This window comes from Candidatus Eremiobacterota bacterium, assembly GCA_031082125.1.
In the GTDB taxonomy this organism is placed as follows: domain Bacteria; phylum Vulcanimicrobiota; class CADAWZ01; order CADAWZ01; family Ess09-12; genus Ess09-12.
Map to the genome: position 1 here is coordinate 109626 of JAVHLM010000019.1, position 24561 is coordinate 134186.

Genomic DNA, 24561 nt, shown 5'->3' on the forward strand with positions numbered 1-24561 from the left:
GCCATTACCCGCCCGGGATCCCCGGCCATGAGGCCATGGGCTCCCCTGAACTGACAAGGTGCATCCCTGCTTTACGGAAGCGGCTGAAAGCCTTGTCCGCCTCATGGGAGAAGTCCGCGACGCCCGGAACCACTACCGGCGAGGTGCAGTCCTCAAGCAGGTAGACCTTCCCTGCCAGGGAGGCATCGCGGGCCTCTATCTCACCGAGAAGATCATCGACAGTCCAGGCCACGCAGTGGCTTTTTGCCTCGCCCGCAATTATCACGGCATCGAAGCCAAGGAGGCGAGTGATGAGCTCTCTGTTTTTTTCCGCGAGAGGCTCACCGCCGGGGCCTTCCCGTATCTCGGGGCTCAATACGGAGTAGTTTTCCGTGAGGGCATTCCCTCCCTTGAGCTCAAAGGAAGCCTGCGCTGACCGGCAGACTCCATGGAAAAAGAGGGCCTCTTCAAAGGCCGGCACAAGGGCATGGCCTATTCCTCCGAGCATGGCATGGTAAGGCCATATCATAAGCTCATATTTTCCCCCCCTGCGGAGGGCCTCAGCATAATGAAGCACATGCTGCTGCAGCTCACCGTAGTCACCTCCATGGGTAAGAGCGGCCGCATGGGGACTGGCCCGCCATATGCCGTTCCTCAGGTCCTCTGCCGGGATGACCGTCATGGGATCGGGATGGGCTCCCTCGCTGTTGATGAAAAAGAGGGGATGAAAAATCTGCATGGCCCGGTGAGTATCCATCGTGGGCACAATCTCAGTAATGCTCTGCAGGTTCCGGTAAATGAACCTGCAGAGCCGTGCCGTATCTTCGACAGCCCCGTTCCCCGAGGGACCCGCCACGTAAAGCTCAAAACCGGGAATGCAGAAGGTGTTCTGCACATCGATGGCAAGGAGCGCTATGCGGAAGCGGTCCTCGGAAGAAGGCCCTATGCGGTGTGACCGTGCCCATTCAAGGGCCTCGCGGGCCCTGTCATAATAGGGCACCCTGAAGATATCGCCCGTTTTTCCGGGATCGAAATGAGAGGGAAGGGGCAGCTCATCGCACTTCATAGGCATCTCCTTTCGCTGGCTCCTGGCTCCTGGATTCTTACTCCCCTCTCCCGATTCCTCTCTGCGGGCTCCCTGGTTCCCCGATGCAGGAAAAGTCATGCCACTGTGTAAATAAGCTGAAAGGGACAATATCTCACCATTTTACCTCAAGAGGAGCACTATGGCGGAAAAGCATAAAACCCTCGCAGCCTACGGCATATGGCTTCTGGCCTTTGGTTACTTCATCACTTACTGGCCTTACAGCGCCCTCACCAAGGCGCTTTCAGACGGCCTCCTCGCGGGGATGCCCCGCGGGATCTCCTCCTTCGAGCTCCTCCCTCTCACCTCTGTCGGCGCAGTATCGGGCATGATATTTTTTCTCTCCATCAAGGGGTGGTGGAAATACGCGGGAAGGAAAAAAATTCTCGGCATCAATTGTTTCTGGCCGAGCAAATATACGTTTTACTCAGGAATCTGCTGCTCCCTTATCATTATGACCACCACGCTTGCCTATACCTTCAGGGGCGTCTCCATCGTCTTCATCATGCTTCTGATGAGGGGCGGGCTGCTCATTATGGCGCCTCTTGTGGACTTTTTCAGCAAGAGAAAGGTGCGGTGGTTCTCCTGGGCCGGCCTGGTATTGAGCATGCTCGCGCTCCTTGTGGCTTTTTCCGAAAAGGGCGGCTACTGCATCACCATCGCCTGTGCCCTCAATGTGACAATTTACCTGATAGCCTATTTCATAAGGCTCCGCTTCATGAGCAAGGTGGCAAAGTGCGATGATGAGAACGCCAACACGAGGTATTTTGTGGAAGAACAGATCGTCTCAAGCCCCCTTATGCTTATCGGCCTCTGTGTCTTCGCCATGATTAATTACGGACCCAGCATGCACGAGGTCCGCTCGGGCTTTACGGCCATTTTCAGCACCGGCTTTGCTCTCCACACCTTTATTCTCGGGCTTCTCTCGTCAGGAACGGGCTTCTTCGGCGGCCTTATCCTGCTTGACAAGAGTGAGAACACTTACTGCGTGCCAGTAAATCGCTCATCGAGCATCATGGCGGGGATCTTCGCCTCGTACACCCTCACGTACCTCTTCGGCCAGCGCCCGCCAAGCCTCAGCAATCTTATCGGCGCCGGTCTCATAATTATGGCCATCGTGTTCCTCACGATCCCGCTTATTTTTAAGAAAAAGGAGCCTCCAGTCGCCTGTGAAGCACCACTCCAGGAAGCTCCCGAAGAAAAGAGGTAATATGCCGTGAGGTATCTATCAGTGATTCTTCTCGTGCTCCTCATAATCAGTCTTTCCGCGGGCTGCACGAGACAGCCCGCCGCGGTGGACTCGAGTCCCATAAAAATCGACGGCTCCACGATGCTCTATGAGCTCTCAATGAAATGGGCCGAGACCTTCATGAAGGAGAATCCCACCATCACCATTGAAGTGCTGAAAAGCGGCACCAAGGCGGGCATAGATTCCTTTCTGGCAGGGACCTGCGATATCGTCGAGACCTCCCGGAGGCTCACCACCCAGGAGATTTTCGAGGCTCGCAGAAAAGGGGTGCAGGTCGAAGAATCCTATGCAGGCTTTGCCATATACACGGTGGCGGTGAACCCCGGGAACCCCGTCTCCCAGCTCGATGACGGGCAGGTGAGGCAGATATTCCTCGGCAAGACGGCTAACTGGAAGGAAGTGGGCGGCAACGACATGCCCATCACGGTGCTCTATCATTCATTCGGCAAGGACCAGTACGATTTCTTCCTGGAGAATTTTCTGGACATAAGCAAAAATATTGATCTCAACAACCTTCCCTCCCACATCGAGATACTGGACAAGCCTGCCGAGACCATGGAGAGGCTCCGCCATGACCCCGGGGCCATTGGCTATTATTATCTCTACAAGGATCCGAAAGGCACCAAGGCCATTGCCATCGCGAAAAAAGGGAGCACCATCTACAGGAAGCCCACGCTCGAGGAAGCCATAGACGGCTCCTATCCCATCCTGAGGCCCTATTTCCTCTACAAGAACAGGAGCTCGAAGAAGCCCCTCAAGAAGTTCATCGATTTCATTTACAGCGACAAAGGGCTTGAGATCACCAAGAGCATGAATTTCGTGCCGGTGCCCACACGAAACGGCGACGTGGACAGGACGGTCCTCTTCGAATACAACTAGGAAATCGGTGACGGGGGAGCTAAAGCGCCCCGCAGGAGCGGAGCAGCTCGGCGATATCGTCACGCTCCCGCCCGAGGGCGACATCAAGGGGCGTCTGCCCGTCGTGGGTTTCGGCATTCACGTCGGCACCGTTCTCTATGAGAAGATCGATAATATCAAGGTTCCCCTTCTTCACCGCCCAGTGCAGCGGTGTCTGCCCCCTGAAGGTGCGCACGTTCACGTCGGCACCGCGGTAAAGAAGCAGGTCCACGGCGTCAATCAGGTTTTTTTCCACAGCCCGGTGAAGGGGCGTCCATCCGTCATAGTTTTTGCCGTCCAGCGAGATACCCGAGGCGATGAAGCCGTCTATGCCGTCAAGATCATTCCGGTCCACGGCCTCGAAGATATCCTTAAATTTCCTTGACACTTTCACCGGGGGAGGGGGAGCCCCTTCAGCAAGGCGGCTTTCAGGAGGCGGGGACGCTTTTGAGGGAGCAGGAATCACTTTTACCGGTGGAGGGCCCGCCCTGGCTTCCCTTGCCACGGGAAGCTCAAGAACTTTCTGGGGAGCCCTGGCTTCCATGACAGGGACAGGCTCCGGAAGAACGGCACCCTGGCGGAGGGCATCACGCCTTCCCTCTTCTTCGAGAAAATCAGCCACCTCCCCGTAATCCCGTTCAATGGCCCAGTCAACGGGCGTTTTCCCGTCCTGAGCCTGGGCATACACGTCGGCGCCGCGGTCTACAAGGAGCTCAATCATGGCGCCGTTTCCCTTCTTTATCGCCCAGTGAAGAGGAGTGGTCCCCCGGAAAGTCCTCACGTTGATATCGGCACCGCGGGCAACGAGAATCTCGGCAGCCCTGAGGCTCCCCTTTTCCACTGCCCAGTGAAGCGGCGTCCAGCCGTCATAATTCTTGCTGTTGAGGGGAGCACCCTGGGTGACGAAGGCGCTCACCGCATCGGGATCCTGCTTTTCAATCGCCTGGAATATGTCGCGGTATTTTCTTGTCTCCCTGGGGCCCTGGGCGCGGATCAGCTCGGCGATTTCCCAGCAGCGGTTCTCATTGGCGCACTGTACGGCCGTCCTCCCCAGGGAATCCACAAGAGTCACGTCAGCGCCCCTGGTCACGAGCAGAGAGACCAGATCGCCGTTTTCGCTCTGCACTGCCCAGTGCAGCGGCGTGAGGCCCTGGGAATCCTGCACATTCACCTGGCAGCCTCTCGAGAGAAGCATCTCGGCCAGCTCAGTGTAAGCCTTTTTCGCCGCCCAGTGCAGCGGCGTCGAGTTGTTGTTGGTAAGGGCATTAAGTGCGGCGCCTCCCCTGATGAGGACCTCGGCAACGTCCTTCTGGTTCCTGTCAACAGCCCAGTGGAGGGCGGTCCAGCCGAAATTGTTCTTCTCATCGGGATTGGCTCCCTTTTCGAGGAGAAGAGCCGCTACGGCTCCATGGCCATAGCAGGCGGCGAGATGGAGAGGTGTCCATCCATTGTGAGCTTTGGCGTTTATCTGGGCTCCCTTTTCGATAAGCAGATCGGCAACCACGGGGTACCCCTTTTCCGCCGCCGCGTGCAGCGGCGTCGAGCCATCCATGGCATGCGTGGCAACTGAAGCGCCGCAGGCCACCAGGCGCTCCACAATAATGCTGTGGCCCTTGTAAACTGCCGAGTGGAGGGGAGTCTGGCCGTCGTTGGTGATGCAGTTCACGTTGGCGCCTTTCGCGATAAGGAGCTCCGCGATGACGCTGTGGCCCTCCTGGGCTGCCATGTGAAGAGGGGTCCAGTCCTCGTGGTCGCTGGCTTCAATGTTCGCCCCGCGGGAGATAAGGGTCACCGCTGCTTCGGTGAAGCCCTTGTTGGCCACCCAGTGAAGGGGGGTCCACCCCTCCTCGTCGGATGAATTCACGTTATCGATGAGGGCCACCATCTCATTGATCGCCTCGCAATCACCCTCGGCAAGAGCCTCAAAGACGGTCCCATAGCGCTCGGCGGATATTCTCCCTGATGACCGCCCCTCAAGGGCTTCTAAAATCTCCTGAACCGACGAGGGGCGGCTGTCAGGCACAATTTCCAGCATCTTCATCAGGATCTGATCGACTGCTTCAGGAACCTTGGGATTCTTTATCGAGGGAGGGTCGAAGCTGAAAAGGTTTTTCGTGAGGTCAGAAGGATCCTCACCGGTGAGGAGCTGGTGGATGACCACCCCGAGGGAATAAATATCGCTGCGGGGCTCGGCATAGCCCTTGAACTGCTCGGGCGGCGCATATCCCGGCGTGCCGATTACCACAAGCGTACCTTCCTTGTGAGGGTCAAACATGCGGGCGATGCCGAAATCTATCAGAAAAAGCTTGCCGTTATTGATCATGATATTTGAGGGCTTCATATCGCGATATACGACGGGAGGCTGCTGCGTATGGAGATAATTCAGTATGGAGAGGGCCTGCCTGAAATAATTGAGAGCCTCCTCGAGAGGAAAGATCGCTCCTTTTCGCTCATTGAAAATAGTTTCAAGATCCTTGCCGTCTATAAAGGTCATGGCAAGGTAAAAGGTGTTCTTCTGCGTTTCGGGGTCCCTTATGGAGAAAAAATCTATCACCTTGGGGAGGCCGCCATGGTGGAGCTTGGAGAGAAGGCGGGCCTCCTCCTTGAAACGCTGCTCAATGTAAAAAACCTCTTCAGGATTTGACGAGGGGGAGACCATCTTTTTGATCGCCACGACGGTATTGAGCCTTGTGTCCCTTGCCTTGAAGACACAGCCCATGCCGCCGGACTTTATCGTGGCGAGAATATCGTAGCGGTCGTCGAGAAGCTCCTTTTTCGTCTGCTCCCTGGGAATATTGCGCATGCACCCGTCGCAGAAAAGGGATTCATCAAGATTTTCATGATGGCAGAAGGGACACTGGATTCCCAAGGGACTTCCTCCGGGTGCAAGAATCATGCATCTTGAAATATTCCACCCTCTTTTTATTTCCCCTATCATATGCTGCTGTGGATAAAAATCGGCACTCTTGGCCCGGGACATGGTTCTGAAGGAAATGCAGAAGAAGCGCAGTAATATTGAGTGAGCAGGAGACCAAAGAGGTGCTCCATTTACAGGAGGATTGTCATGAAAACCTACGACGTAATAATCATTGGTGCAGGAAGCATCGGCCTCCCGCTTGCCTGGACGCTCTCAGGCGAATCTCTCAAGGTGCTGGTCATCGAAAGGCTCGCCTCGCCCGGCCAGGGACAGAACAAAGCAGCCATCGGGGGCATCAGGGCCACCCATTCAGACCCCGCCAAGATAACGGTCTGCCAGCAGAGCCTTGAGGTCTTCTCCACGTGGCAAGAGCGCTACGGTGACGACATAGGATGGGTAAAGGGAGGCTACGCCTTCCCCGCTTATACGGAGCAGATAGAGAAAACCCTCAGGGAGCTCCTTGTCATCCAGAAGAAATACCGGCTCGCCATAGAGTGGGTTGATGGAAAGACGCTCAGGGAAATAATCCCGGGCCTCTCAGAGAGAGACCTGCGGGGCGGCACCCTCTCAGGAGAAGACGGGAACCTCTGCCCTCTCATGGCGGCCGAGGCCTTCTACAGGGCGGCAAAACGGCAGGGCGCCCGCTTCCATTTCCAGGAAGAGGTCACCGAGGTGGCTTTAAAGAACGGGAAAAAACAGGTAAAGACTACGAAGGGCTCCTATGAAGCGCGGTACTGTATCTTTGCCGCAGGCGCTGAAGCCCGCGAGGCGGGGAAGATGCTGGGCCTTGAGATCCCCGTGACGCCTGACTGCCACGAGGCGGGCATTACCGAGCCCGTGGCCCTTTTCTTCAAGCCCCTCGTCGTGGACATAAGGGAGAGGCCCGGCTCAAAGAACTTCTATTTCTACCAGAACGACCTGGGGCAGATCGTCTTCTGCATCACCCCTTCTCCCCTCATCGTGGGCCATGACAGGGATTCCACGTCGGAGTTCCTTCCCATGGTGGCCCAGCGCCTCATCGAGGTGATGCCGCGCCTCAGGCACATCAAGGTGAGAAGGACCTGGAGGGGCCTCTATCCCATGACACCCGACGGGATCCCCTTTGTAGACGAGGTCAAGGGCTCCGACGGCGTCTATATCGCCGCGGGAATGTGCGGCCAGGGGCTCATGCTGGGACCGGGAATTGCCAGAAACCTCACAAGCCTCATACTGCGGGGTAAACCCCTCGTAGAGGAAGAAATATTCAGAGCTTTCTCCCTCTGCCGGGAATTCACCTGCGTCGAGCTCTTGAAATAGGAGCGCGTGGTGAGAGCCTTGCTTTCCGGTCTTTTGACAAGGCCTTCACGGGATGGGGATGGACTGCCACGGGGGGAAAGGACTCCGGGTGCATAAGGCGCAGATTGGTCCGCCTCAGCCTCCCGGCAAAAATCTGAATAGGGATGTGAAATCGCTCGGCCCAGTGCTTCTCGCTGTGCTCCGCAAGGGGAAAGGCAAAATGCACCATATTGATTCCTATCCTGAAACCGCGGGCCATGAGTGCCGACGCCATCTCGATGGTCACGTCATAGTTATCGCCGGGCCAGCCGCTGTCAAGATAAACCCTGAAATCCCGGTGAGACTCAAGGGGCTCATCCTGCACGCGCTCGATAAGGTTGTCGCCGAGTGAAAAGCTGCTGGAGAGGCAGGCCGCATAGCCGAATTTGTCGGGATGCTGCCAGGCAAGATAGAAGGACACGACGCCTCCCATGGAGGAGCCCATGACGGCCGTCTGCCAGGGCCCCGTGAGGGTGCGGAACTCACTGTCCACGGAAGGGACAATCTCTTTTGTCATGAATTCCCCGTAGCGCTCATACCCCGGAAGAGTGTATTCCTTTTCGCGCTTTTCGGCGTACACCCCCACAATAATGAGCTGTTCCGTAAGGTTCATCTTGTTGAGAAGGTCAAGGTTCTCGTCAATTTTCCAGTCCTGCCCCAGGAAAGCCTCCTGGGGGAAAAAGAGGTTCTTCCCGTCCTGCATGTACACCACCGAGTAGCGCTTGAGGGTATTCTCCTGGTAGCCCTCGGGAAGGTAGGCCCTCAGAAGCCGGTGGGTCCGGTAGACTTTTGAATGGAAGACATGAATTCCGGTAATGGTGCCTCCCGTGTCGGAAAAAAAATAGGGATAGATATCATTAGGCATATTGTCGCCCAGAATGGCAAGCCTGTTGGTCCCGCGGGCCCAGTGAAATGCCCGTGGCGTTCTCATGCAGGGCTTGTAATTGAGTACCGGGTGCCTGTGGGCGATTTCAAAAATATAGCAATGGCTTTTCTCGTCAATGAAGGCCGGTTCAATGTCCTTTTTCCAGTCCTCCTCCGTGCGGAGCACAATGATTCCCTTTCCCAGGGGGTAAAAAACCCTTATGGTGGCTTTGTGCATGGCCGTCTCCTTCCTTGCAGGGGCTCTCTCACTCCTTTGCGCCAAAGGAGGTGAGAAGCTCGGTAATCTCGTGGTGATGGTGCTCGTTGGCAAGCTTGAGGGCTGTTTTCCCGTTATTAGTCCTTGCGGCGATATCGGCGCCTTTCAGGAGAAGATAACCCGCCACCTTCGGGTGGTTCCATGAGGCCGTGAGGTGAAGAGCAGTATATCCGTTATCGTCTTTTGCGTCAATAGTGGCTCCGTGCTCGACAAGAAACTCGACAGTCTCCCTGCTTCCCAGGCGTGCCGCCTTGTGGAGCGGAGTATGGCCGAAAAAGCCCTTCATATTTACATCGGCGCCTCTCCTTACAAGTACCTCTATAGCCCCTGCAAAGCCTTCCTGGGCCGCCAGATGGAGAGCCGTGTCCTCCATCTCGTTCCGCTCATTCATTTCCGCACCATGGGCCAGAAGGGCCTCCACGGCCTCGGTGTATCCCTCTTTAGCCGCCTTGTGGAGAGGCGTCCACCCATGGGAGCCATGGGCGTTCACTTCCACCCCCATGGTGAGCAGTCTCTTCACTGAAGGATAATCTCTTTTCTCTATTGCCTCGAAAATGTTGCTGACCTCGCCTCCCTCTTCTGCGGTCACACTCTTGAGGGCCTCGCCGCAGGCATCACAGAACCTTGCCTTCCCCCTGTTGTCAGTCTGGCATTTCCTGCATCGTATGAAGGCGAGCTTTTCGCCGCAGGCATCACAGAATTTTGCCTTCTCCCTGTTGTCACTGCCGCATTTCTGACAGTAAAGCACCATGGTGTCCTCCTTCGCACAAGGCATATAACCCCCTCACAATATTCTCTCTTATGGCCATTCTTCCTGGATTTTCCGAAAAACGTCACTTTCACCATGGCAGTGGCTGCAGCGGCATTCCCTCCATTCCCCGGTGGAGGGGATCCCTCTCCTTAATTGTAGCGAAAATGTTACATTTTCTCTCTTGAATAGCTGCGCCTCTCGCGGTTATAATGGCAGTACTTATCTCAAGACAGGGGGGATTGTTTATGAAAAACGCTTTGTACGTGGCAATCGGCATTATCATCGCCTTCTGCCTGGCACTGGCAGGCTGCGGCGGAGGAGGAGGAAGCGCTGCAGGGGGAGGAGGCATAGGGGGAGGCGGCATCACCCCCATCCCCACCGTGGCACCCACTGCTCAGCCAGGCGCTTACGGCACAAGCGGCTACGTGTACCGCTCAGCAGGGCTCAGGGCAGGGAACGAAAAACTCATCGTGCTCCCGCAGGCTACCGCTCCTTCAGGCTTTATCCCCGCCGCAGGCATCGTGGTGCAGATCTGCTCAGATCCGCCGCTGATGCAGCGCACCGACAGCAATGGGTTCTTTGACTTCGGCGAGGTGCCCTCCTCACTTCTTGGCGATCTCTCGTTTCCCGACGTTATTGTTGACGATCCGGGATCGTCAGTGCCTCCTTCGAGCTATCCCATGCTCTGGGAGCCCATGGAGAGCTCTCAGCTCACCGACATGAGGATCGTGCCGCCTTGGAGCGAGACGGGAGAGCAGGCATGGTCCCTCGTGGCAGGCCAGGTTGAATGGTTCACCGTCGTAGGCAGGTACCAGGGCGAATGGCATCCCGTTTCCGACACAATCACCTGGTCGGTAAGCAGCGCGAACCTGGGAGAGTTCGACGATTACGGCATATTCTACTCCAACAGCGCCATCACTGCGACGGCGACGGGCACCGTGACGGCTTCCTTCGGCGGGAAGAGCCTCACCCTCACCCTTAAGGTCCTTGGGCCCGACAGCATAGGGAGCCTCTCCGGCACCGTGAAGGACACGAAGGGCAACCCTGCCGTCAATACCATCGTGCAGATCATGGCCGATACCACCTCGCCCAACTGCTCATCGGGCTGCGCCATCACCGACGAGACGGGAGCTTACGAGATCACGGGCATCCCCTTCGGCACCTACCAGGTAGAGGTCTATAGCCTTTACGGCTCTTCGATAGTATCGGAAAAAGTGGAGATCAACGGAAAAGTGGTGAAAAACTTCACCGTCTCCGAGACGGCGGCGACACTCTATGCCACGACCAGCACCGACAAGATCGCCTACAAGCCCGGCGAGACCATCAAGGTCCAGGTGGCCCTCATGAACATGGGAAGCTCAACGACAACCTTCACCTATACGGCCATCAAATTTGACCTGGTGAAGACCGACTTCGCCACAGGCGAGAGCACGGTCATCTCTTCCGTCACCACGGAAGGCGGCACGGCCACCGTGGCAGGCTACGGGTATACCGTCACCCCCGAAACCGCCGCATCCCTCGACGTTCCCCAGTCCGCGCCTGAAAACGAGGCTTACAGCATAAAGACCACCTTCACGGCATCACAGGCACTGACGGTGTGGGACGGCTTCGTGATAATCGGCGACGAGCCCATCCCTTACCCCATGCCCGAGCCGACGGGGACTGTTGAGCCCCAGCCTTACCCTACGGCGTCACCCTCGACGACCTCAACGACCAACCCGTCTTACAACGACGACAAGTATTATCTCGGCGAGATCAAGTCACGGCTCAGCAGCGCATATTCCGACATTTACAGTTACGCGAACAGGGCTTACTATGGCGAAGACGTGTCATATTACGTCAACGGGGGAAGCAATGTCCAGGACAGCCTGAAATACTGCAGGAACTGGCTCATGCCTTACCTGAAAAAAGTGAGCTACTCCGGCTGGCAGAGCGAGATTGACTCGGTGCTGCGCGATCTTGACCGTTACGCTTACAGCGGGGGGACGTACAGCGACCTTTACAGCGCGAGCAACAGCCTGAGCGGCCTGATCTCCGAGGTAGACCAGGCTTACTGGAGCGGCTCGAAACGCCCGAAGAAGCTCCGGAGAAAGTAGAGCTTCGGGGAGATCAAATCTTGAAGTGACAGGGACGGGCTTATGAGCGCATCATAAGGCCGTCCCTGATTGCTTCGGAACGGATTGCTTCGGAACGGATTGCTCCGCACCATGTTCCGGAACGCTAAAGACCGAAGCGGCGGTATATCTCGTCTACATGGCGGAGGTACCAGGAATAGTCAAAAAGGGCCTCAAGCTCAGATTCCGCGAGATGGCGGCCCACCTCCCCGCAGCTTTTGAGCTCGTCAAAGAGGCTCAGGGACTTGTCTTCCCAGACTCTCCCCGCCGCCTCCTGAATTACCCGGTAAGCGCTGTCCCTCTCCATCCCCTTGTCGATAAGGGCCAGAAGGACCCTCTGTGAAAAGACAAGGCCCCTGGTGAGCTCCAGGTTCTCCCTCATCCGCCCCTGGTCTATGGAGAGCCCCGCCATGAGGGCCGTGAGCCTTGCAAGCATATAGTCCGCCAGCTGCGAGCTGTCGGGAAGGATGATGCGCTCTGCCGATGAGTGGCTGATATCCCGCTCATGCCAGAGGGCCACGTCTTCATAGGCAGTGACCACATGACCCCTGAGGACTCTCGAGAGGCCGCAGAGGTTCTCCGCCGACACGGGATTCCTCTTGTGGGGCATGGCCGAAGAGCCTTTCTGGCCCTTCCCGAAGCCTTCCATGGCTTCCATTACCTCGGTGCGCTGGAGGTGCCTGAGCTCCGTCGCTATCTTCTCGATGGTGGCGCCCAGAAGGGCCAGGAGCGCCACGTAGCGGGCATGGCGCTCGCGCTGCACAATCTGCGTGGATATGGGCGCCGGCTCAAGGCCGAGCTGCCGGCACACTGAGCGCTCCACGGCGGGCTCCACAGTTGCATAGGTCCCCACGGCGCCTGAGATCTTTCCCGTCTTCACCTCTCGTCTCACTTCCTTCAGATGCTCCCGGTGGCGCAGCATCTCATCATACCAGAGGAGGAACTTGAGGCCGAAGCTCATGGGCTCGGCATGAACCCCATGGGTCCTCCCGGCGGCAGGAGTGGTTTTGTGGGCCACGGCCATATCCCTCAGAACCTCCCCAAGAGCTTCAATTCTTTTTTCTATCAGGTCGAGGGATTCCCCCATGATGAGCGCCTGCGCCGTGTCAAGGATATCGGAGGAAGTGACGCCGAGATGGATGAAGCGACCCTCGGGTCCCACCTGCTCCTGAACATTCTGCAGAAAGGCCGCCACGTCGTGGCGGGTCTCGTGCTCCAGCTCCTCGATTCTTGAAGCGGTGAAGGAGGCTTTTTCAAGAATCACGGAAAGCGCATCTCGGGAGATCATACCGAGCTCATTCCAGGCCCTGCATACGGCAAGCTCCACTGAGAGCCACATGCGGTACTTGTTTTCAATGCTCCAGAGAGCCGACATTTCAGGCGTTCGATACCGTGGCACCATGGGAAGAGTCCTCCGAATCCTGTGAAAATACTGCCTGAGATAGTTCACTCAAGGGCGGGCCTTCTCCTCTGTGGCTTCCCCCCCGTATGAGGAGCTCCCCCGCGGCTCAGCGGATCAACACTTCCACTCCTTTGAGCACCACAGGGTCTTTAGTGACGGGAGGCACAGGGTACACCGACTCGGCCGCCACGGAAGGGGCAAGGCCTTTGAAAAGAATGTCATCGCCCCGGGGGGTGTAATAGCGCGAGGTGGTGAGCTTGAGGGCGGCATTCCCCGGGAGGGAGTAGACAGACTGCACGAGGGCCTTCCCGAAAGACCGCGTCCCCACGAGAGTCGCCAGGCCGTTCTGGGCCAGGGCGCAGGCGAAGACCTCCGAAGCGCTCGCCGATCCCTCGTTGATGAGGATCACCGTCCTGAACTGGTAGGAGGGGCCTTTCTCGGGATAGATATCAGAGGGGGCTCCCCCCTTTTTCTGCACCTTGATGAGGGGCTTCCCTTTGACGAAAAGCGACGCCATCCTGAGGCTCGAGCCGAAGTCCCCGCCGGGATTGTTGCGGACGTCAAAAATGACTGCCTTCACGCCCTTTTCCGCGAGCCTGTCAAGGGCTCTCCTTACCTCGCTGTCGGTGGACTGCCCGAAGTAGGGGATCTTGATGTAGCCCACAGGGGGCTTTGAGCCAAGGAGCTTGGCGCTTACGGGGTCAAACCTTATATTGTCCCGCACTATGGTGAAGTCAAGGACCTTCGGGCCCCTCCTCACCGAGAGGAGCAGGGCGCTCCCCTTGAGCCCGTCAAACATCGAGAGGACCTCGTAATAATCCTTTCCTTCTATGGATTGCCCTCCTACCTTCACAACGAGGTCGCCTGGCCTGATGCCGGCTTTCTCGGCGGGGCTTCCTTCAAGGGGAGCGGTGATGACAAGCTTTCCGTTCTTCACGGCAAGCTCGACCCCGATGCCGGCGAAGCTCTCGCCCGACGAGACTCTCCTGTAATAGTCCCATTCCTTGGGCGAGAGGAAGAGGGAGTACGGATCGCCGAGGCTCTTCACCATGCCTCTGATGGCTGCCTCGCCCAGGGGCGACGCGGCAGCGGGGTTGCGCCCGTATGCACTGTCAAAAAGGGCCTCGAAGGCGCCCCAGGTGGCGCAGGGCTTCCCCGCGAGAGAGGCATCGACGCGGGCCATCTCCTTCACGGCGCCCGCCAGGAGCGTCTCATCCTTTACCTGGTAAACGTATTCATTTCTGATCGTGGCGAGGACATCCCCGAGGGTGCTCTTGATGTACGACGATTTGACGTCGCCCGCCTGCCCCCAGGCGGCCTGCGTAATGACAAGCGCAAGGACAAGCCCGAGAGCCGTTGAAAACTTCATAAAAACTCACCTTTTCCCTTCGCTCGAGCTGCTTTCATTCGCCGAGGGCCTTCTCGCAGAACTCACAGTATTTCTTCCTGAGCCCGCCGGCCGCCTTGATATCATCGCCGAGCTCAAGGTATTCGTCTGGAGAGCTCTCATAGACGGGCCAGGCAGGGAGGCCCGGGCCGTTGGGATCGCCCTTTGCGGCGAAGTTCACCCAGTAGCTCCCCATGGCATGAGAGAGCTTTCTGTTCTTTTCAGAAGGCTTCCAGAATTTCCCCTCATAGCCGAAGACATAGGCCACTTCAAGGCCGTGAAAAGAGCCCATATTGAGGGCTTTCGCCGCCGCCGGCTTCTTTGTGAAATAGTAAAGATAGGCCGGGCTCCCCGCATTCCTCACTTCCCTCACTGCATACTTCACCGGCATGAGAAAAATCAGGTCCGTGATGAGGGCGCCGAGAGCTCCGGGCACCTCGCGGTCATCTGAGGCGGGGTAGAGGGCCAGGGCATCTTCCGCCCTTTCCCGGAAGCGGGCCTTGAGGAAACGTTTATAGCCCTCTACGGTAGAGACAGGCATCTGCTTCACAAAGATGCTTCCCTCGTCGGCATTGATGCCGCTCATGAAGGGGACGGGGTGCTGCTTCCCTTCTGCAAAAACCTTCACGGGGTCCTGAGGCAGCACGTAGCCGTCAATGACGGGGCGGAACGTCACCCCCTTGCCCGTGAGACCCTTGACAGGGTCAGAGGCGCCGATGAGCTCACCGGGGCTTTTTGCCCTGAGCTCTTTGAGGACATCCCCTTCCTCTTTCACGCCAAGCTTGCGGGCGATGTCCACCCCCACCTCCTCATAGGCTTTCATCAGTCGTTTCCTCTCCTTGAGGGCCGGGAGGCCTATGGCAAAATTGCTCTCGGCGATGGCCCGGTGGAAGAGGCCTTGTGCCAGGGGCGACGCCATGAGGCACGTGACGCTCATGGAGCCGGCGGACTCGCCGAAGATGGTGACGCAGCCTGGATCGCCGCCGAATGCGGCGATATTCTGCTTCACCCACGTGAGGGCTGCAATCATATCAAGTATGCCATAGTTTCCCGATACCCCATGGTCCGATTCTTTTGAGAGGGCGGGGTGGGCGAAGAAGCCGAGGGGCCCCAGGCGGTAGTTTATCGTGACAATGACGGCGCCCTTTTTCGCAAGGTGCGTCCCGTCATATGCGGGATTTGAGCCGGCGCCGGTGACAAAGCTCCCGCCGTGGATCCAGACCATGACAGGAAGCTTCTCATCAGCGCTCTTTGCCGGCGTCCAGACGTTGAGGTAAAGGCAGTCCTCGCTCTGGTCCCTGTCGCTTCTCGCGAGGAGCGACTCGGGCTGAGGACAGCGGGGCCCGAAGCCGGTGCAGTCCCGGGTGCCTTTCCAGGGCTCCGGGGCCTGTGGGGGCCTCCACCGGAGAGCGCCTACGGGCGGCTTCGCGTAGGGGATGCCCTTGAAGATGAGAAGTCCCTCCTGCTTCTCCCCTTTCAGCGTCCCGGAAGCACTCGTCACCTCGCTGCCGCTGAAAGCTTTTCCCCTATTCGAGGGGGATGTGGAAGCTGAAAGGGAGGGTCCTCCCCGGTCCCCTGCAGGGTGGCGGCCGCAGGCGCCGCAGAGCAGGAAGATGAGCACAAAAAGAATGACGGGAAATGATCGGGTGATGGTTCGCATGGTATCCCTTCTTTCTCAGCCCGGGTGGCACGATGGCTCCCTGGTGTACATTTCCCCCCGGGAGATTCTATTCCTTCAGCTGCCCCTGAAAGATACCACGTCAGCCCTCAATCTGTTCCCGCGACAATCCTTGTGGCTCGCGCTTGAAAATCCAGGTCACCGTGAAGCCGGCGAACTGAAGCTTGATGCGTCTCCATGACCGCTGATACGAAAGGGCCCTGTCAGGTGAACAAGGATGGTACTCTAAGACCTTATACTCACAGGCTTTGTAGAGATTTAGCGCCTCCCCTGGAGGGCCTTTTGCGGTAATTCAAGAAATGAGCGCATGCCAGAAGAATACAGCAGGATCTCCTTTTGGCGATGTGGAAGGCTCCGGTCACAGGCTTATGCCCATTCAGACACTCACCAGGGCTCAAAGAGGAGGTACAATGAACGTTGAAGAGTATTTTCATGGAAAAGGGTGCGTCGTCACCGGGGCGGCGTCAGGAATCGGCTTTGCCCTTGCTGAAGTGCTGCTCAAGGCAGGCGCCGTCGTTTTCATGGCCGACAGGGACACAAAGACGCTGGAGTCCGCTCTCGAACAGTTAAGCGCTCACAAAGGGCGCGTTCATCCCATGACTGTCGATGTGTCCAGAGAGGAGCAGGTGCAGCGCATGGTTGAAGAGGCGGCCTCGCGTCACGGACGGCTCGACATTCTTTTCAACAACGCCGGCATCGGCGGTACAAAGGCGATTGAAAAGGTGACCATGGAAGAGTGGCGCCGCATCATCGATGTCAACCTATGGAGCGTCATCTATGGGATCCACTTTGCCCTGCCGATAATGCGCAGTCAGGGGGGAGGGCACATTGTCTCCACCTCTTCTATTGCCGGGATTCTTCCCATCCCCTTTCAGTCCCTTTACTGCGCCACCAAGTACGCGGTGACGGGGCTCAGCGAGAGCCTGCGCTTCGAGCTTGAAGACGAGGGCATATGCTTTTCCGTCGTCTGCCCCGGGGAGGTTGCCACCCGCATCTGGGGAACACCGATTATCGGCGAGCGCGTTGAAGCAAAGATTCCTGAAAACGCCATATCAGCGGGGGAGGCTGCAAAGCTGATTCTCGCGGGTGTGGCGAATAAGGAGGGGATCATCCCCCTGCCTGACTCTGCACGCACGCTGTGGGAATTGTACCGCACATCCCCTGAAGCCGCCGAGAACATATTGCGGGATATCGCACGGGAGCGCAGATCTCTAAGGGCATAGAACAGGCAGCGCTGACAGATTCATATGACAGAACACCCTTTATTAAGAAAGGCCGATCTCCCCCTCGAGGTGGTCATTCTGCTGATAGCAGGGATGATGATGCTGATCACCGGAGCTTTGCTTTTCCCCGTTTCAGAGGGAGCGCTCCCTTACTATGAAAATGGTCTGTATGGATCACTTCTGGTCATATTTGCACTGCAGATCATCACACTCGGGAAAACACCGTACGGCGATCTGCCCCGGTCGAAACCTTTGCTTGCTGCCGGCGTGGTGGTTGCAGCAGCAGGTATTGTGACCTGTTTTGTCCCCGATCTTTTAAGCACGCTTCCCCGCATCCTGCTCTTTCTCTTTCTGGGGCCGGGAAGTTTTCTGCTGCTTGTCAATATGTGTTTTGCCAAAGAGAAGCTCCCTGCCTGGATAAAGTACGGAGGAATTTTTCGGCATCTGATTTTTGCCTGCGGTGCAGTCTATATACTGTCGATGCTTATCGCACTGATGATCTGGAAACAGAGCCTGCTGACAGTGCCAATGACGGCGGGAGTGGTTCTGATTTACGGCACTGCACTTGTCTATCTTGCCTTTGTGCTCAGGAAAATCTACCGCATGCATCCGGAGGCGGATAGGCTCCCTGAGGGAGATGGTGAGCTTTCCACCGATCAGGCCATGCTTCTGCTGATGGCCATATTCATGGTGCTTCTCGGCGTGCTGCTGATTCCGGTAAACCTGGGGCTCCTCCCCTTTTCGGGAAGTGCCCAGCTTGGACTCCTGATGGTGATTTTTGCCGTTCAGATGCTTGCGTCAGGAAATACGCCCATCGGTCCCTTTCCCCGTTCCTGGCTGATGATTTTTTCCGGGCTTTTGTTCGCGGCTCTGGGAATAGAGTCCTGTATCATACCGGGAATCCTCGTCCCGTACTTGACGGTTCTTGTCGGTGTGCTCAATATCCTTGGCGGTGTCGTTTCGCTGTGGAAAATCGGCAGTTCCCGCCAGAGAGAATCAGAAGGGACCGGCGACCCTCTTTCAACGCTTTTGAAGAAGCTTTCTGCAGCACAGCTCACCATGAGCCTGCTGACGATTCTCTTCGGCGCCTCAATGCTTGTCTCTCACCTGATTCCCGGCCTCATCATCGGGGTGGTTCTTGCTGCAAACGGATGCGCTCTTCTGTACCTGATCCATGGCATGATGCTCCTGGACAAACTGCAGAGGGCGCAAACCTCTTAGAAATCCAAAGGAAATTCCACGACAAAATCAGTTCCTTCAAACTCTGAAGTCTTGAACGACGCTTTCCCGCGGAGATAACGCTCCGTCAGGAGCTTGATGCTGAAGGTGCCCAGCCCTCTTCCCTTGCCTTTTGTGGAGAAAGACCTTTTGAATATCTGCAACTGTGCGTCTCTGGGGATATATCCGTCATTATGGACTTTGAAGACAATCCTGTTGCTGTTCAGGTAACAGAGGATTACCACTTTCTGGCTTTCTTTCGATGCCTCAAGCGCATTTTTTACCATATTCCCGAGCACTCTCTTGATAAGCAGCCTGTCGGTCTGGAACTTGACCGCTTCTGAGTCCGGCGCAATGATGATATGCTTGTTATGGGCCACTATATGGCTCTTGTACAGGTCGGCAATTTCCTTGATTACATCAAGGGAATCGGCCTCTTCCTTCTTTATTATGAGCTCCATGTTCTCAGCAGCCGATATTGATTTCTGCGATTCAATCTCTTCAATGACATTCCCCGTCAGGTTAAAAATCAGGGTGGCAAAATTCTTGGTCTCACCGGACTCAGGGAGCGATTCGCATAGAAGGTCGGCATACCCGTAAAGCCCCCCCGTGGTATTCAGCACGTCATGAAAGAAAATTCTCTCCATGTTCTTTCTTCTTTTTTCGGCGCTTGCATCGAGGACCGAGAAGAAGGTGAATTTCTGCCCCTGCACCTCGAAGGGAGCACCGGAGACATTAAGATCAAGCGCATCGCCGGATTTCATCATTATCTGGCATTCGCTCCTGCACTCCTGTCCCTGCTGGCTTGTGAGAATCGTGCCGACGGCGCCGCAGACCTGGCAGAACTCGGTGGTCCCGCAGCCGCCTTCCGATTCATCGGAGTGAGCGCACGTGAAGACCTCTCCCGGCCTCAAGCCGAGAGCCTGCTTCTCTTCCTTTATGCCCAGAAAATCAAGGAAAGGCTTGTTGATAAATACTATCTGCCGGCACTCATTGAGAATAACGGTAAAACCGGGAACGATATCGAGTATCTGCTTTATGAGGGAATTTTTTTTGATTTCGTCCACCTGCTTCTGCAGCGCTTCACCTTTCAGCCTTTCGGCGGGAGCGAATGAGGTAGGTATTGTGCGGTTTTCCATGGCAATCTCTCCTTGTAATGAGGATCTTTCCCTATATCCCGAGCACCACTTTGGCTTTTTCTCTTATTTCCTGAGGCCTGAAAGGCTTCTTTAGAAAACCGTCAGCGCCTACCTTCCTGACCTGTTCATCTATATCGGGATCCATGACGGAAGAGGCGATGAGGATCTTGATATCCTTGTATTTCTCATCGCATTTGAGCAGCATGCTCAGGGTCAGCCCCTCCATCTTGGGAAGAATGATATCGCTTATTATCACATCGGGCTTGTCAAGCTGCACTTCCCGGTAAATGTCGAGGCCGTTGTCAAAGAATCTGGCTTCGACGCCTTCCAGTTTTGAGAAAGTCCGTTTATATATATCTAATATGTTGGGATCATCATCGGCGCAGTATAATTTTTTCATGGTCAACCCCTCACTCTCACGTATTTGATATAATTCCGATCATTCAACAGTGAGCTTCATTACTTCGTCGATTCCGGTATTCCCGGCAAGCCAGCTCTCGATGGCGCTCTGACGAAGGGTCGTGAAGTCGCCTTTCTCGGCAATCTGCTGTATTTTGTCGGATGTCATGTCAATATCTGCAAGCCTTCTCATTTCAGGCGTTATCTCCAGAAGCTCATAGATGGCCACTCTTCCCCTGTAACCCGATTTTTCACAGTTTCCGCACCCTACTGGCTTGTAGGGCGCTGCTCCCTGCGGCAATTTTTTAAGATCCAGAATGTCCAGATGCTCCTTTTCCACCTTGAGGGGCTCTTTGCATTTTGTGCAGAGACGCCTTATGAGCCTCTGGGCGAGGACACCGATGAGAGAAGTCATCACAAGATATCCCGGAACTCCCATGTCAATGAGCCTTGTAGGCGCTGAAGCGGCATCATTGGTGTGAAGGGTGCTGTAGAGCATATGCCCCGTAAGAGACGCTCTTATGGCGATTTCCGCAGTTTCGCGGTCTCGTATCTCACCGACGAGCACGATTTCAGGATCGTGCCTGAGCACTGATCTCAAGCAGCTCGCAAAAGTATAGCCTATCGGGGCATTCATCTGAAACTGCATGACGCCCTTGATTTTTGACTCGACGGGATCTTCAAGGGTAAGGATCTTTTTCTCCGGTGAGAGAATATATCTCAAGGTCGCGTAAAGAGTGGTGGACTTCCCCGATCCCGTGGGCCCCGTGACCAATATGACCCCGTGGGGCCTCGATATCATTTTCTTATATTTCTGCAGCATGGGAGGCGAAAAGCCCAGGTCGTCAAGGTCCTTGATGTTTGAACCGGAGGTAAGCACACGGATTACCACCGACTCTCCGTATAAATTGGGAATCATCGAGATTCTCAGATCATACTTTTTACCGTCCACTTCAAAAGTGGATCTGCCGTCCTGGGGGAGCCTCTTCTCGGCAACATTCATTTCCGAGATTATTTTGATCCGGGAAGTGACGGCTCTTATCAAATCAAGAGGCGGAGCCGGATAGTTCCTCAGGATACCGTCTACGCGGTATCTGAGCTCCACCTCATCCTCATAGGGCTCCAGGTGAATATCGCTTGCTCCCAGGCGGATTCCGGTGGTGAGAATGTGATCGACAAATTTTATCGAAGGAGCATCGCCTTCACCGGTCTTGACCTCGGGCTGCTTCGCTTTTGAATCCGGTTTTGTCTCGGCAGCGGGTGCGGTCTTGCCGGAAAAGGCCTTTATCTTTTCCGCGGATTTTGCTCCCGCAAGGTAATGCTTGTTTATGGCGCTTTCAACATTTTCCCGGGTCGTGACGATTTCCTGCATGGTAAGCCTGGTCTGCTGCAATATGAAGTCTTCCGCAGTGATATTGCCGGGTTCTGCGACAGCCACAAAAATCTTATCCTTGAGTATGAAAAGGGGCATCAGGCAGAACCGCCGTGCCACTTCTTCGGGTATTCTTTCGACGGCCTCATCAGAGATGGTGAACTGGTTCAGAAACATCGAAGGCAAATCGTGGAATTTTGACAATGACGACAGCACCTGCTCGGGCTTGACATATCCGCCTTTCAGCATGAAATCCGCCGGGTCGTTTTTTGTGCCTGCAAAAGCCGTCACTTTCTGCCAGACTTGAGGATCTATCTCATTTCTCACGCTTTCAAGCCATGTTCCCATTGCCGCCTCCTTGATATGAACTGCAGAGCCATCAGTCAGGTCTGTAAAATCGCTCCCAGCGCGGTATTATACACGCATATCTTCTTCTCATCGGAAACAGACCGCTTCTCAAGGTTCTTCCACGTTTCCGCTATCACTTCCATCCCGGTGAACTCAGAGATTCTCCTGTCAAGATTTTTAAGCTGCGATGAGCCTCCGGCCAGATAGATCTTATCCAGTCCGGGCGAATAAGCCCGGTTTATATTTTTAAATCCGTCAATGGATTTTTTCACCTGCTCGAGCCATCTTGAAAGCACGGGCTCGAAGAATACTTCTTTTGCGAGGACATCATAGGCACACTTCTGTTTCTGGGATTCCTGCCAGGTCAGCTGCAGGCCCATCTGGAACGCGTAGGTGAAATTAGCTCCGGCTATGGTGAAATTTCTCATGAAATAAGGAAAGCCGTTCCTGATGAAAACGATTGTCGTCAGCAAGCTTCCGCAGTTCACCAGCACGGAGAATTTATCGGGATTCTTCTCATAATTCACGGAATGTGAATTGACAAGGGCAAAAGATGCCATTATGAAATTGTCGGCCTTGCAACCGCACTCTGTCAGAATATCTCGATAAGCATCAAAACTTTCATGGTGAATTGAAATGAAAAAAATCCCTGTCTTCTCTTTCTTTCCGCTTACAGGAGGGACGGCCTTATAAGTGATGACCGCTTCCTTAAGCGTATAGGGAATGCATTTTCTCGCGATAGACTTTACCGCTAAATCTTCCTGATCGGGCTTCAGTTTCGGAAGCTCCGCGTAGCCGCTTATCTCCCCGTCTCCCTGCACGCAGATATTCAGGGAATTTCCCGATCTGGAGCCCGGTGCCATGTGCTCTGAAAGAATTTTTTTTACTTTCTCCGGTTTATTATTTTCGTCGGGGCCCTGATCCATGAACTTTCTTTCCGGAAAGAGCTCTATTTCAGAAAGGTTTTCAATGTCTTTTCTGTTCTGCTCGCAGACTCCAAGCTTTATGCTGTACGACCCGATATCGAGTCCCAGGTACTTTTTCCCGAGTGCCATCGCAAGCCTTCTTTCTCCTCTCCTCACGCCCCTGATAAAGCGCAGAGCCCTCTCCCTGGAATAAAAAGTGTGTCAGTTATCCCAAATCTCCAATTATGGAGCGAGCCGCGCTCTCCAGCACAGGCATGGCAGTAATAATTCTATTTTGTTCACTGTCACCAGAAATATTCTAAGACGCACCGCACTATCCCTTCTTGAAAGCCTCACCGCATAAGGATAAAAGGTTAAGAAGACAAAAATGTCGAACCTTGCTGGCACCATTTGCCGAGAGGTGGGGACATGCCAAAATTCTATTTTAAATATCTGGATGAAGAAGATGCCATATATGCAGGCGATATTGAAGTGGAAAACAGAGCGTCTGCCCTGGAGACCCTGTGCCTGCAGTATACTCTGATCGAGCTCGTGGAGGAGAAGGAGCCCTTCACTCTCTTCAAAGAGCCCATAAAAACCCAGGATATAATGATTTTCACGAAACAGCTCTCCACGATGCTGAAAGCAGGGATGTCCCTTGTAAAATCAATTGACATAATGGCTCATGACGCAAAAAACATCACCTTGAAAAAAATGCTGCAGAGCACTTCAAAAGGCATTGCGCAGGGGAAGCCGTTATCGGACCTTCTCAAAGATTACCCGAGAGAGTTCTCAAAACTCTTTGTCTCACTGGTGGCGGCTGGCGAGGCGAGCGGGCAGCTGCCGCTCATTCTGCAGCGCCTTGCGGTCCATCTCGAGAACGCCGAGAATATAAAAAAGAAGATCAAGGCCGCCATGTCCTACCCGGTCACCATATTGATAGTCGCCTTCGCGATGTGCTTTTTCATATTTCTGTTCGGCACGAAGCAGTTTTCTGAAATCTATGCCGGCCTGAACGCCGATCTTCCACCCCTGACGGTGATGTTCATGAGCGCGGCGGATTTCATATCAAAATACTGGTATGTGCTGATCATCATCATCGCCGGAATTTTCTATGGCGTGCTCTATTTTCTCAGGACGGAGAAAGGCGCTTATCTCTTTGATGCCACAATCTTGAAAATCCCCCTTGTGGGGGTGATGCTGAAACAGATCGCGATAACCAATTTCTGCAGAACCCTCGGCACTCTGTATTCAAGCGGGGTGCCGATAGTGCAATCCCTGGAACTGATATGCGCCAGCATTGACAACAGAGTGGTAGAAAAAGTCGTCCTGAGCGCCCTCAAGAACGTGAAAGAGGGAGAGTCGATCTCAAAACCGCTGCGCGAAAGCGATATCTTTACCAGCATGTCAATCAGCATGATTGCAAGCGGCGAAGAGTCGGGGACCCTTGAAATAATGCTCGAGGAAATCGCTTCATATTACGAGGGAGAAGTTGACGTGATGATAAAAGCGATGATGGGCATGATGGAGCCGCTTGTCATCCTGGTGGTCGGGGTTTTTGTCGCGGTGCTGATATTTGCTCTTGCATTCCCGTTATTCAATCTTATCCAGACCATGGGGTAAAAGGGGAGGTCCGCTTGAAAAGGAATATGAGACGGGGCGCTACCTTGATGGAATGCCTTGTTTCTATTTTTATCATCTGCATCGCAGTGTTTTCCGTGATGAAAATAATTCCCGTGACAGGCAGGGCGGCAACGCAGACCGATAACCGTATTAACGCTGCTTATTACGCGAAAAGCGTCATTGACGACGTGAGAAAAGCGGGATTTGCGAAAGCGGCGGCGACAAGCGGAACATTCGTCTATTCGGGATTGAATGACGGGAAGCCCTTTACTCAGTCATTCAGCTACAAGGCAGATATCTCCCTCCAGGATACCGACAAAAAGCTTATCACGGTGACAATGACCTGGACAGAGTCAGGAGGCGGCAAGCGACTGGTTCTGCAGACAATTATGGTTGATACGTCAAAATAATATCTTATGAG

General features: G+C 55.1%; 19 protein-coding genes. 8 read left to right on the forward strand and 11 right to left on the reverse strand.

Annotated features, from left to right (window positions below; all coding sequences use genetic code 11):
* Positions 1-4: 4 nt before the first annotated feature.
* Positions 5-1051: a cysteine hydrolase family protein gene (locus tag RDV48_19800; GenBank protein ID MDQ7825055.1), complete on the reverse strand. Its 1047-nt coding sequence runs from the start codon at positions 1049-1051 to the stop codon at positions 5-7.
* Positions 1052-1205: 154 nt separating this feature from the next.
* On the opposite strand from RDV48_19800, the gene RDV48_19805 reads away from it, so the two are divergent.
* A complete protein-coding gene (locus tag RDV48_19805) occupies positions 1206-2273 on the forward strand; it encodes a hypothetical protein (GenBank protein MDQ7825056.1) in 1068 nt (355 codons plus the stop codon).
* Positions 2274-2279: 6 nt separating this feature from the next.
* Complete coding sequence (locus RDV48_19810; protein MDQ7825057.1) at positions 2280-3191, forward strand: PstS family phosphate ABC transporter substrate-binding protein; 912 nt, start codon at positions 2280-2282, stop codon at positions 3189-3191.
* 19 nt (positions 3192-3210) lie between these two features.
* Here the strand turns inward: RDV48_19810 and RDV48_19815 are convergent, their stop codons facing one another.
* Complete coding sequence (locus RDV48_19815; protein MDQ7825058.1) at positions 3211-6078, reverse strand: ankyrin repeat domain-containing protein; 2868 nt, start codon at positions 6076-6078, stop codon at positions 3211-3213.
* Positions 6079-6273: 195 nt separating this feature from the next.
* Between RDV48_19815 and RDV48_19820 the strand changes: the two genes are divergently transcribed.
* Positions 6274-7422 (forward strand): FAD-binding oxidoreductase, encoded by a 1149-nt coding sequence (locus tag RDV48_19820; GenBank protein MDQ7825059.1) that lies wholly within the window; start codon positions 6274-6276, stop codon positions 7420-7422.
* On the opposite strand, the gene RDV48_19825 is transcribed toward RDV48_19820, so the two are convergent.
* Both RDV48_19825 and RDV48_19830 read right to left on the reverse strand, forming a co-directional pair.
* Positions 7397-8542 carry an alpha/beta hydrolase-fold protein gene (locus RDV48_19825; protein MDQ7825060.1) on the reverse strand — a complete coding sequence of 382 codons (1146 nt, stop codon included), beginning with the start codon at positions 8540-8542 and terminating at the stop codon, positions 7397-7399. The two genes, RDV48_19820 and RDV48_19825, sit on opposite strands and share 26 nt — an antisense overlap.
* Positions 8543-8570: 28 nt before the next feature.
* The gene (locus tag RDV48_19830; protein MDQ7825061.1) at positions 8571-9332 is read right to left on the reverse strand and encodes an ankyrin repeat domain-containing protein; all 762 of its coding nucleotides are present in this window, start codon (positions 9330-9332) and stop codon (positions 8571-8573) included.
* 245 nt (positions 9333-9577) lie between these two features.
* Between RDV48_19830 and RDV48_19835 the strand changes: the two genes are divergently transcribed.
* Positions 9578-11428 (forward strand): carboxypeptidase-like regulatory domain-containing protein, encoded by a 1851-nt coding sequence (locus RDV48_19835; protein MDQ7825062.1) that lies wholly within the window; start codon positions 9578-9580, stop codon positions 11426-11428.
* A gap of 124 nt (positions 11429-11552) precedes the next feature.
* On the opposite strand, the gene purB is transcribed toward RDV48_19835, so the two are convergent.
* The 3 genes from purB to RDV48_19850 form a co-directional block, all read right to left on the reverse strand.
* Complete coding sequence (purB, locus tag RDV48_19840; GenBank protein ID MDQ7825063.1) at positions 11553-12848, reverse strand: adenylosuccinate lyase; 1296 nt, start codon at positions 12846-12848, stop codon at positions 11553-11555.
* A 106-nt stretch (positions 12849-12954) separates the two neighbouring features.
* The gene (locus RDV48_19845; GenBank protein MDQ7825064.1) at positions 12955-14217 is read right to left on the reverse strand and encodes a S41 family peptidase; all 1263 of its coding nucleotides are present in this window, start codon (positions 14215-14217) and stop codon (positions 12955-12957) included.
* A 34-nt stretch (positions 14218-14251) separates the two neighbouring features.
* The gene (locus tag RDV48_19850; protein ID MDQ7825065.1) at positions 14252-15895 is read right to left on the reverse strand and encodes a carboxylesterase/lipase family protein; all 1644 of its coding nucleotides are present in this window, start codon (positions 15893-15895) and stop codon (positions 14252-14254) included.
* A gap of 428 nt (positions 15896-16323) precedes the next feature.
* On the opposite strand from RDV48_19850, the gene RDV48_19855 reads away from it, so the two are divergent.
* Positions 16324-17136: an SDR family oxidoreductase gene (locus RDV48_19855; protein ID MDQ7825066.1), complete on the forward strand. Its 813-nt coding sequence runs from the start codon at positions 16324-16326 to the stop codon at positions 17134-17136.
* A 24-nt stretch (positions 17137-17160) separates the two neighbouring features.
* Positions 17161-18357, forward strand: coding sequence for a hypothetical protein (locus RDV48_19860; GenBank protein MDQ7825067.1), 1197 nt, complete (start codon positions 17161-17163; stop codon positions 18355-18357).
* On the opposite strand, the gene RDV48_19865 is transcribed toward RDV48_19860, so the two are convergent.
* Genes RDV48_19865 through pilM form a run of 4 tightly spaced genes read right to left on the reverse strand, consistent with a single transcriptional unit; the run spans position 18354 to position 22667 of the window.
* Positions 18354-19493, reverse strand: a complete 1140-nt coding sequence (locus RDV48_19865) for a HAMP domain-containing sensor histidine kinase (protein MDQ7825068.1) — start codon at positions 19491-19493, stop codon at positions 18354-18356. The genes RDV48_19860 and RDV48_19865 overlap by 4 nt on opposite strands.
* Positions 19494-19524: 31 nt before the next feature.
* On the reverse strand, positions 19525-19893 hold the full coding sequence (locus RDV48_19870) for a response regulator (GenBank protein ID MDQ7825069.1): 369 nt from the start codon (positions 19891-19893) through the stop codon (positions 19525-19527).
* A gap of 39 nt (positions 19894-19932) precedes the next feature.
* The gene (locus RDV48_19875) at positions 19933-21612 is read right to left on the reverse strand and encodes a GspE/PulE family protein (protein MDQ7825070.1); all 1680 of its coding nucleotides are present in this window, start codon (positions 21610-21612) and stop codon (positions 19933-19935) included.
* 35 nt (positions 21613-21647) lie between these two features.
* The gene (gene pilM, locus RDV48_19880; GenBank protein MDQ7825071.1) at positions 21648-22667 is read right to left on the reverse strand and encodes a pilus assembly protein PilM; all 1020 of its coding nucleotides are present in this window, start codon (positions 22665-22667) and stop codon (positions 21648-21650) included.
* A 279-nt stretch (positions 22668-22946) separates the two neighbouring features.
* On the opposite strand from pilM, the gene RDV48_19885 reads away from it, so the two are divergent.
* On the forward strand, positions 22947-24140 hold the full coding sequence (locus tag RDV48_19885; GenBank protein ID MDQ7825072.1) for a type II secretion system F family protein: 1194 nt from the start codon (positions 22947-22949) through the stop codon (positions 24138-24140).
* Between the two features lie 14 nt (positions 24141-24154).
* The gene (locus RDV48_19890) at positions 24155-24550 is read left to right on the forward strand and encodes a hypothetical protein (GenBank protein ID MDQ7825073.1); all 396 of its coding nucleotides are present in this window, start codon (positions 24155-24157) and stop codon (positions 24548-24550) included.
* Positions 24551-24561: the final 11 nt, after the last annotated feature.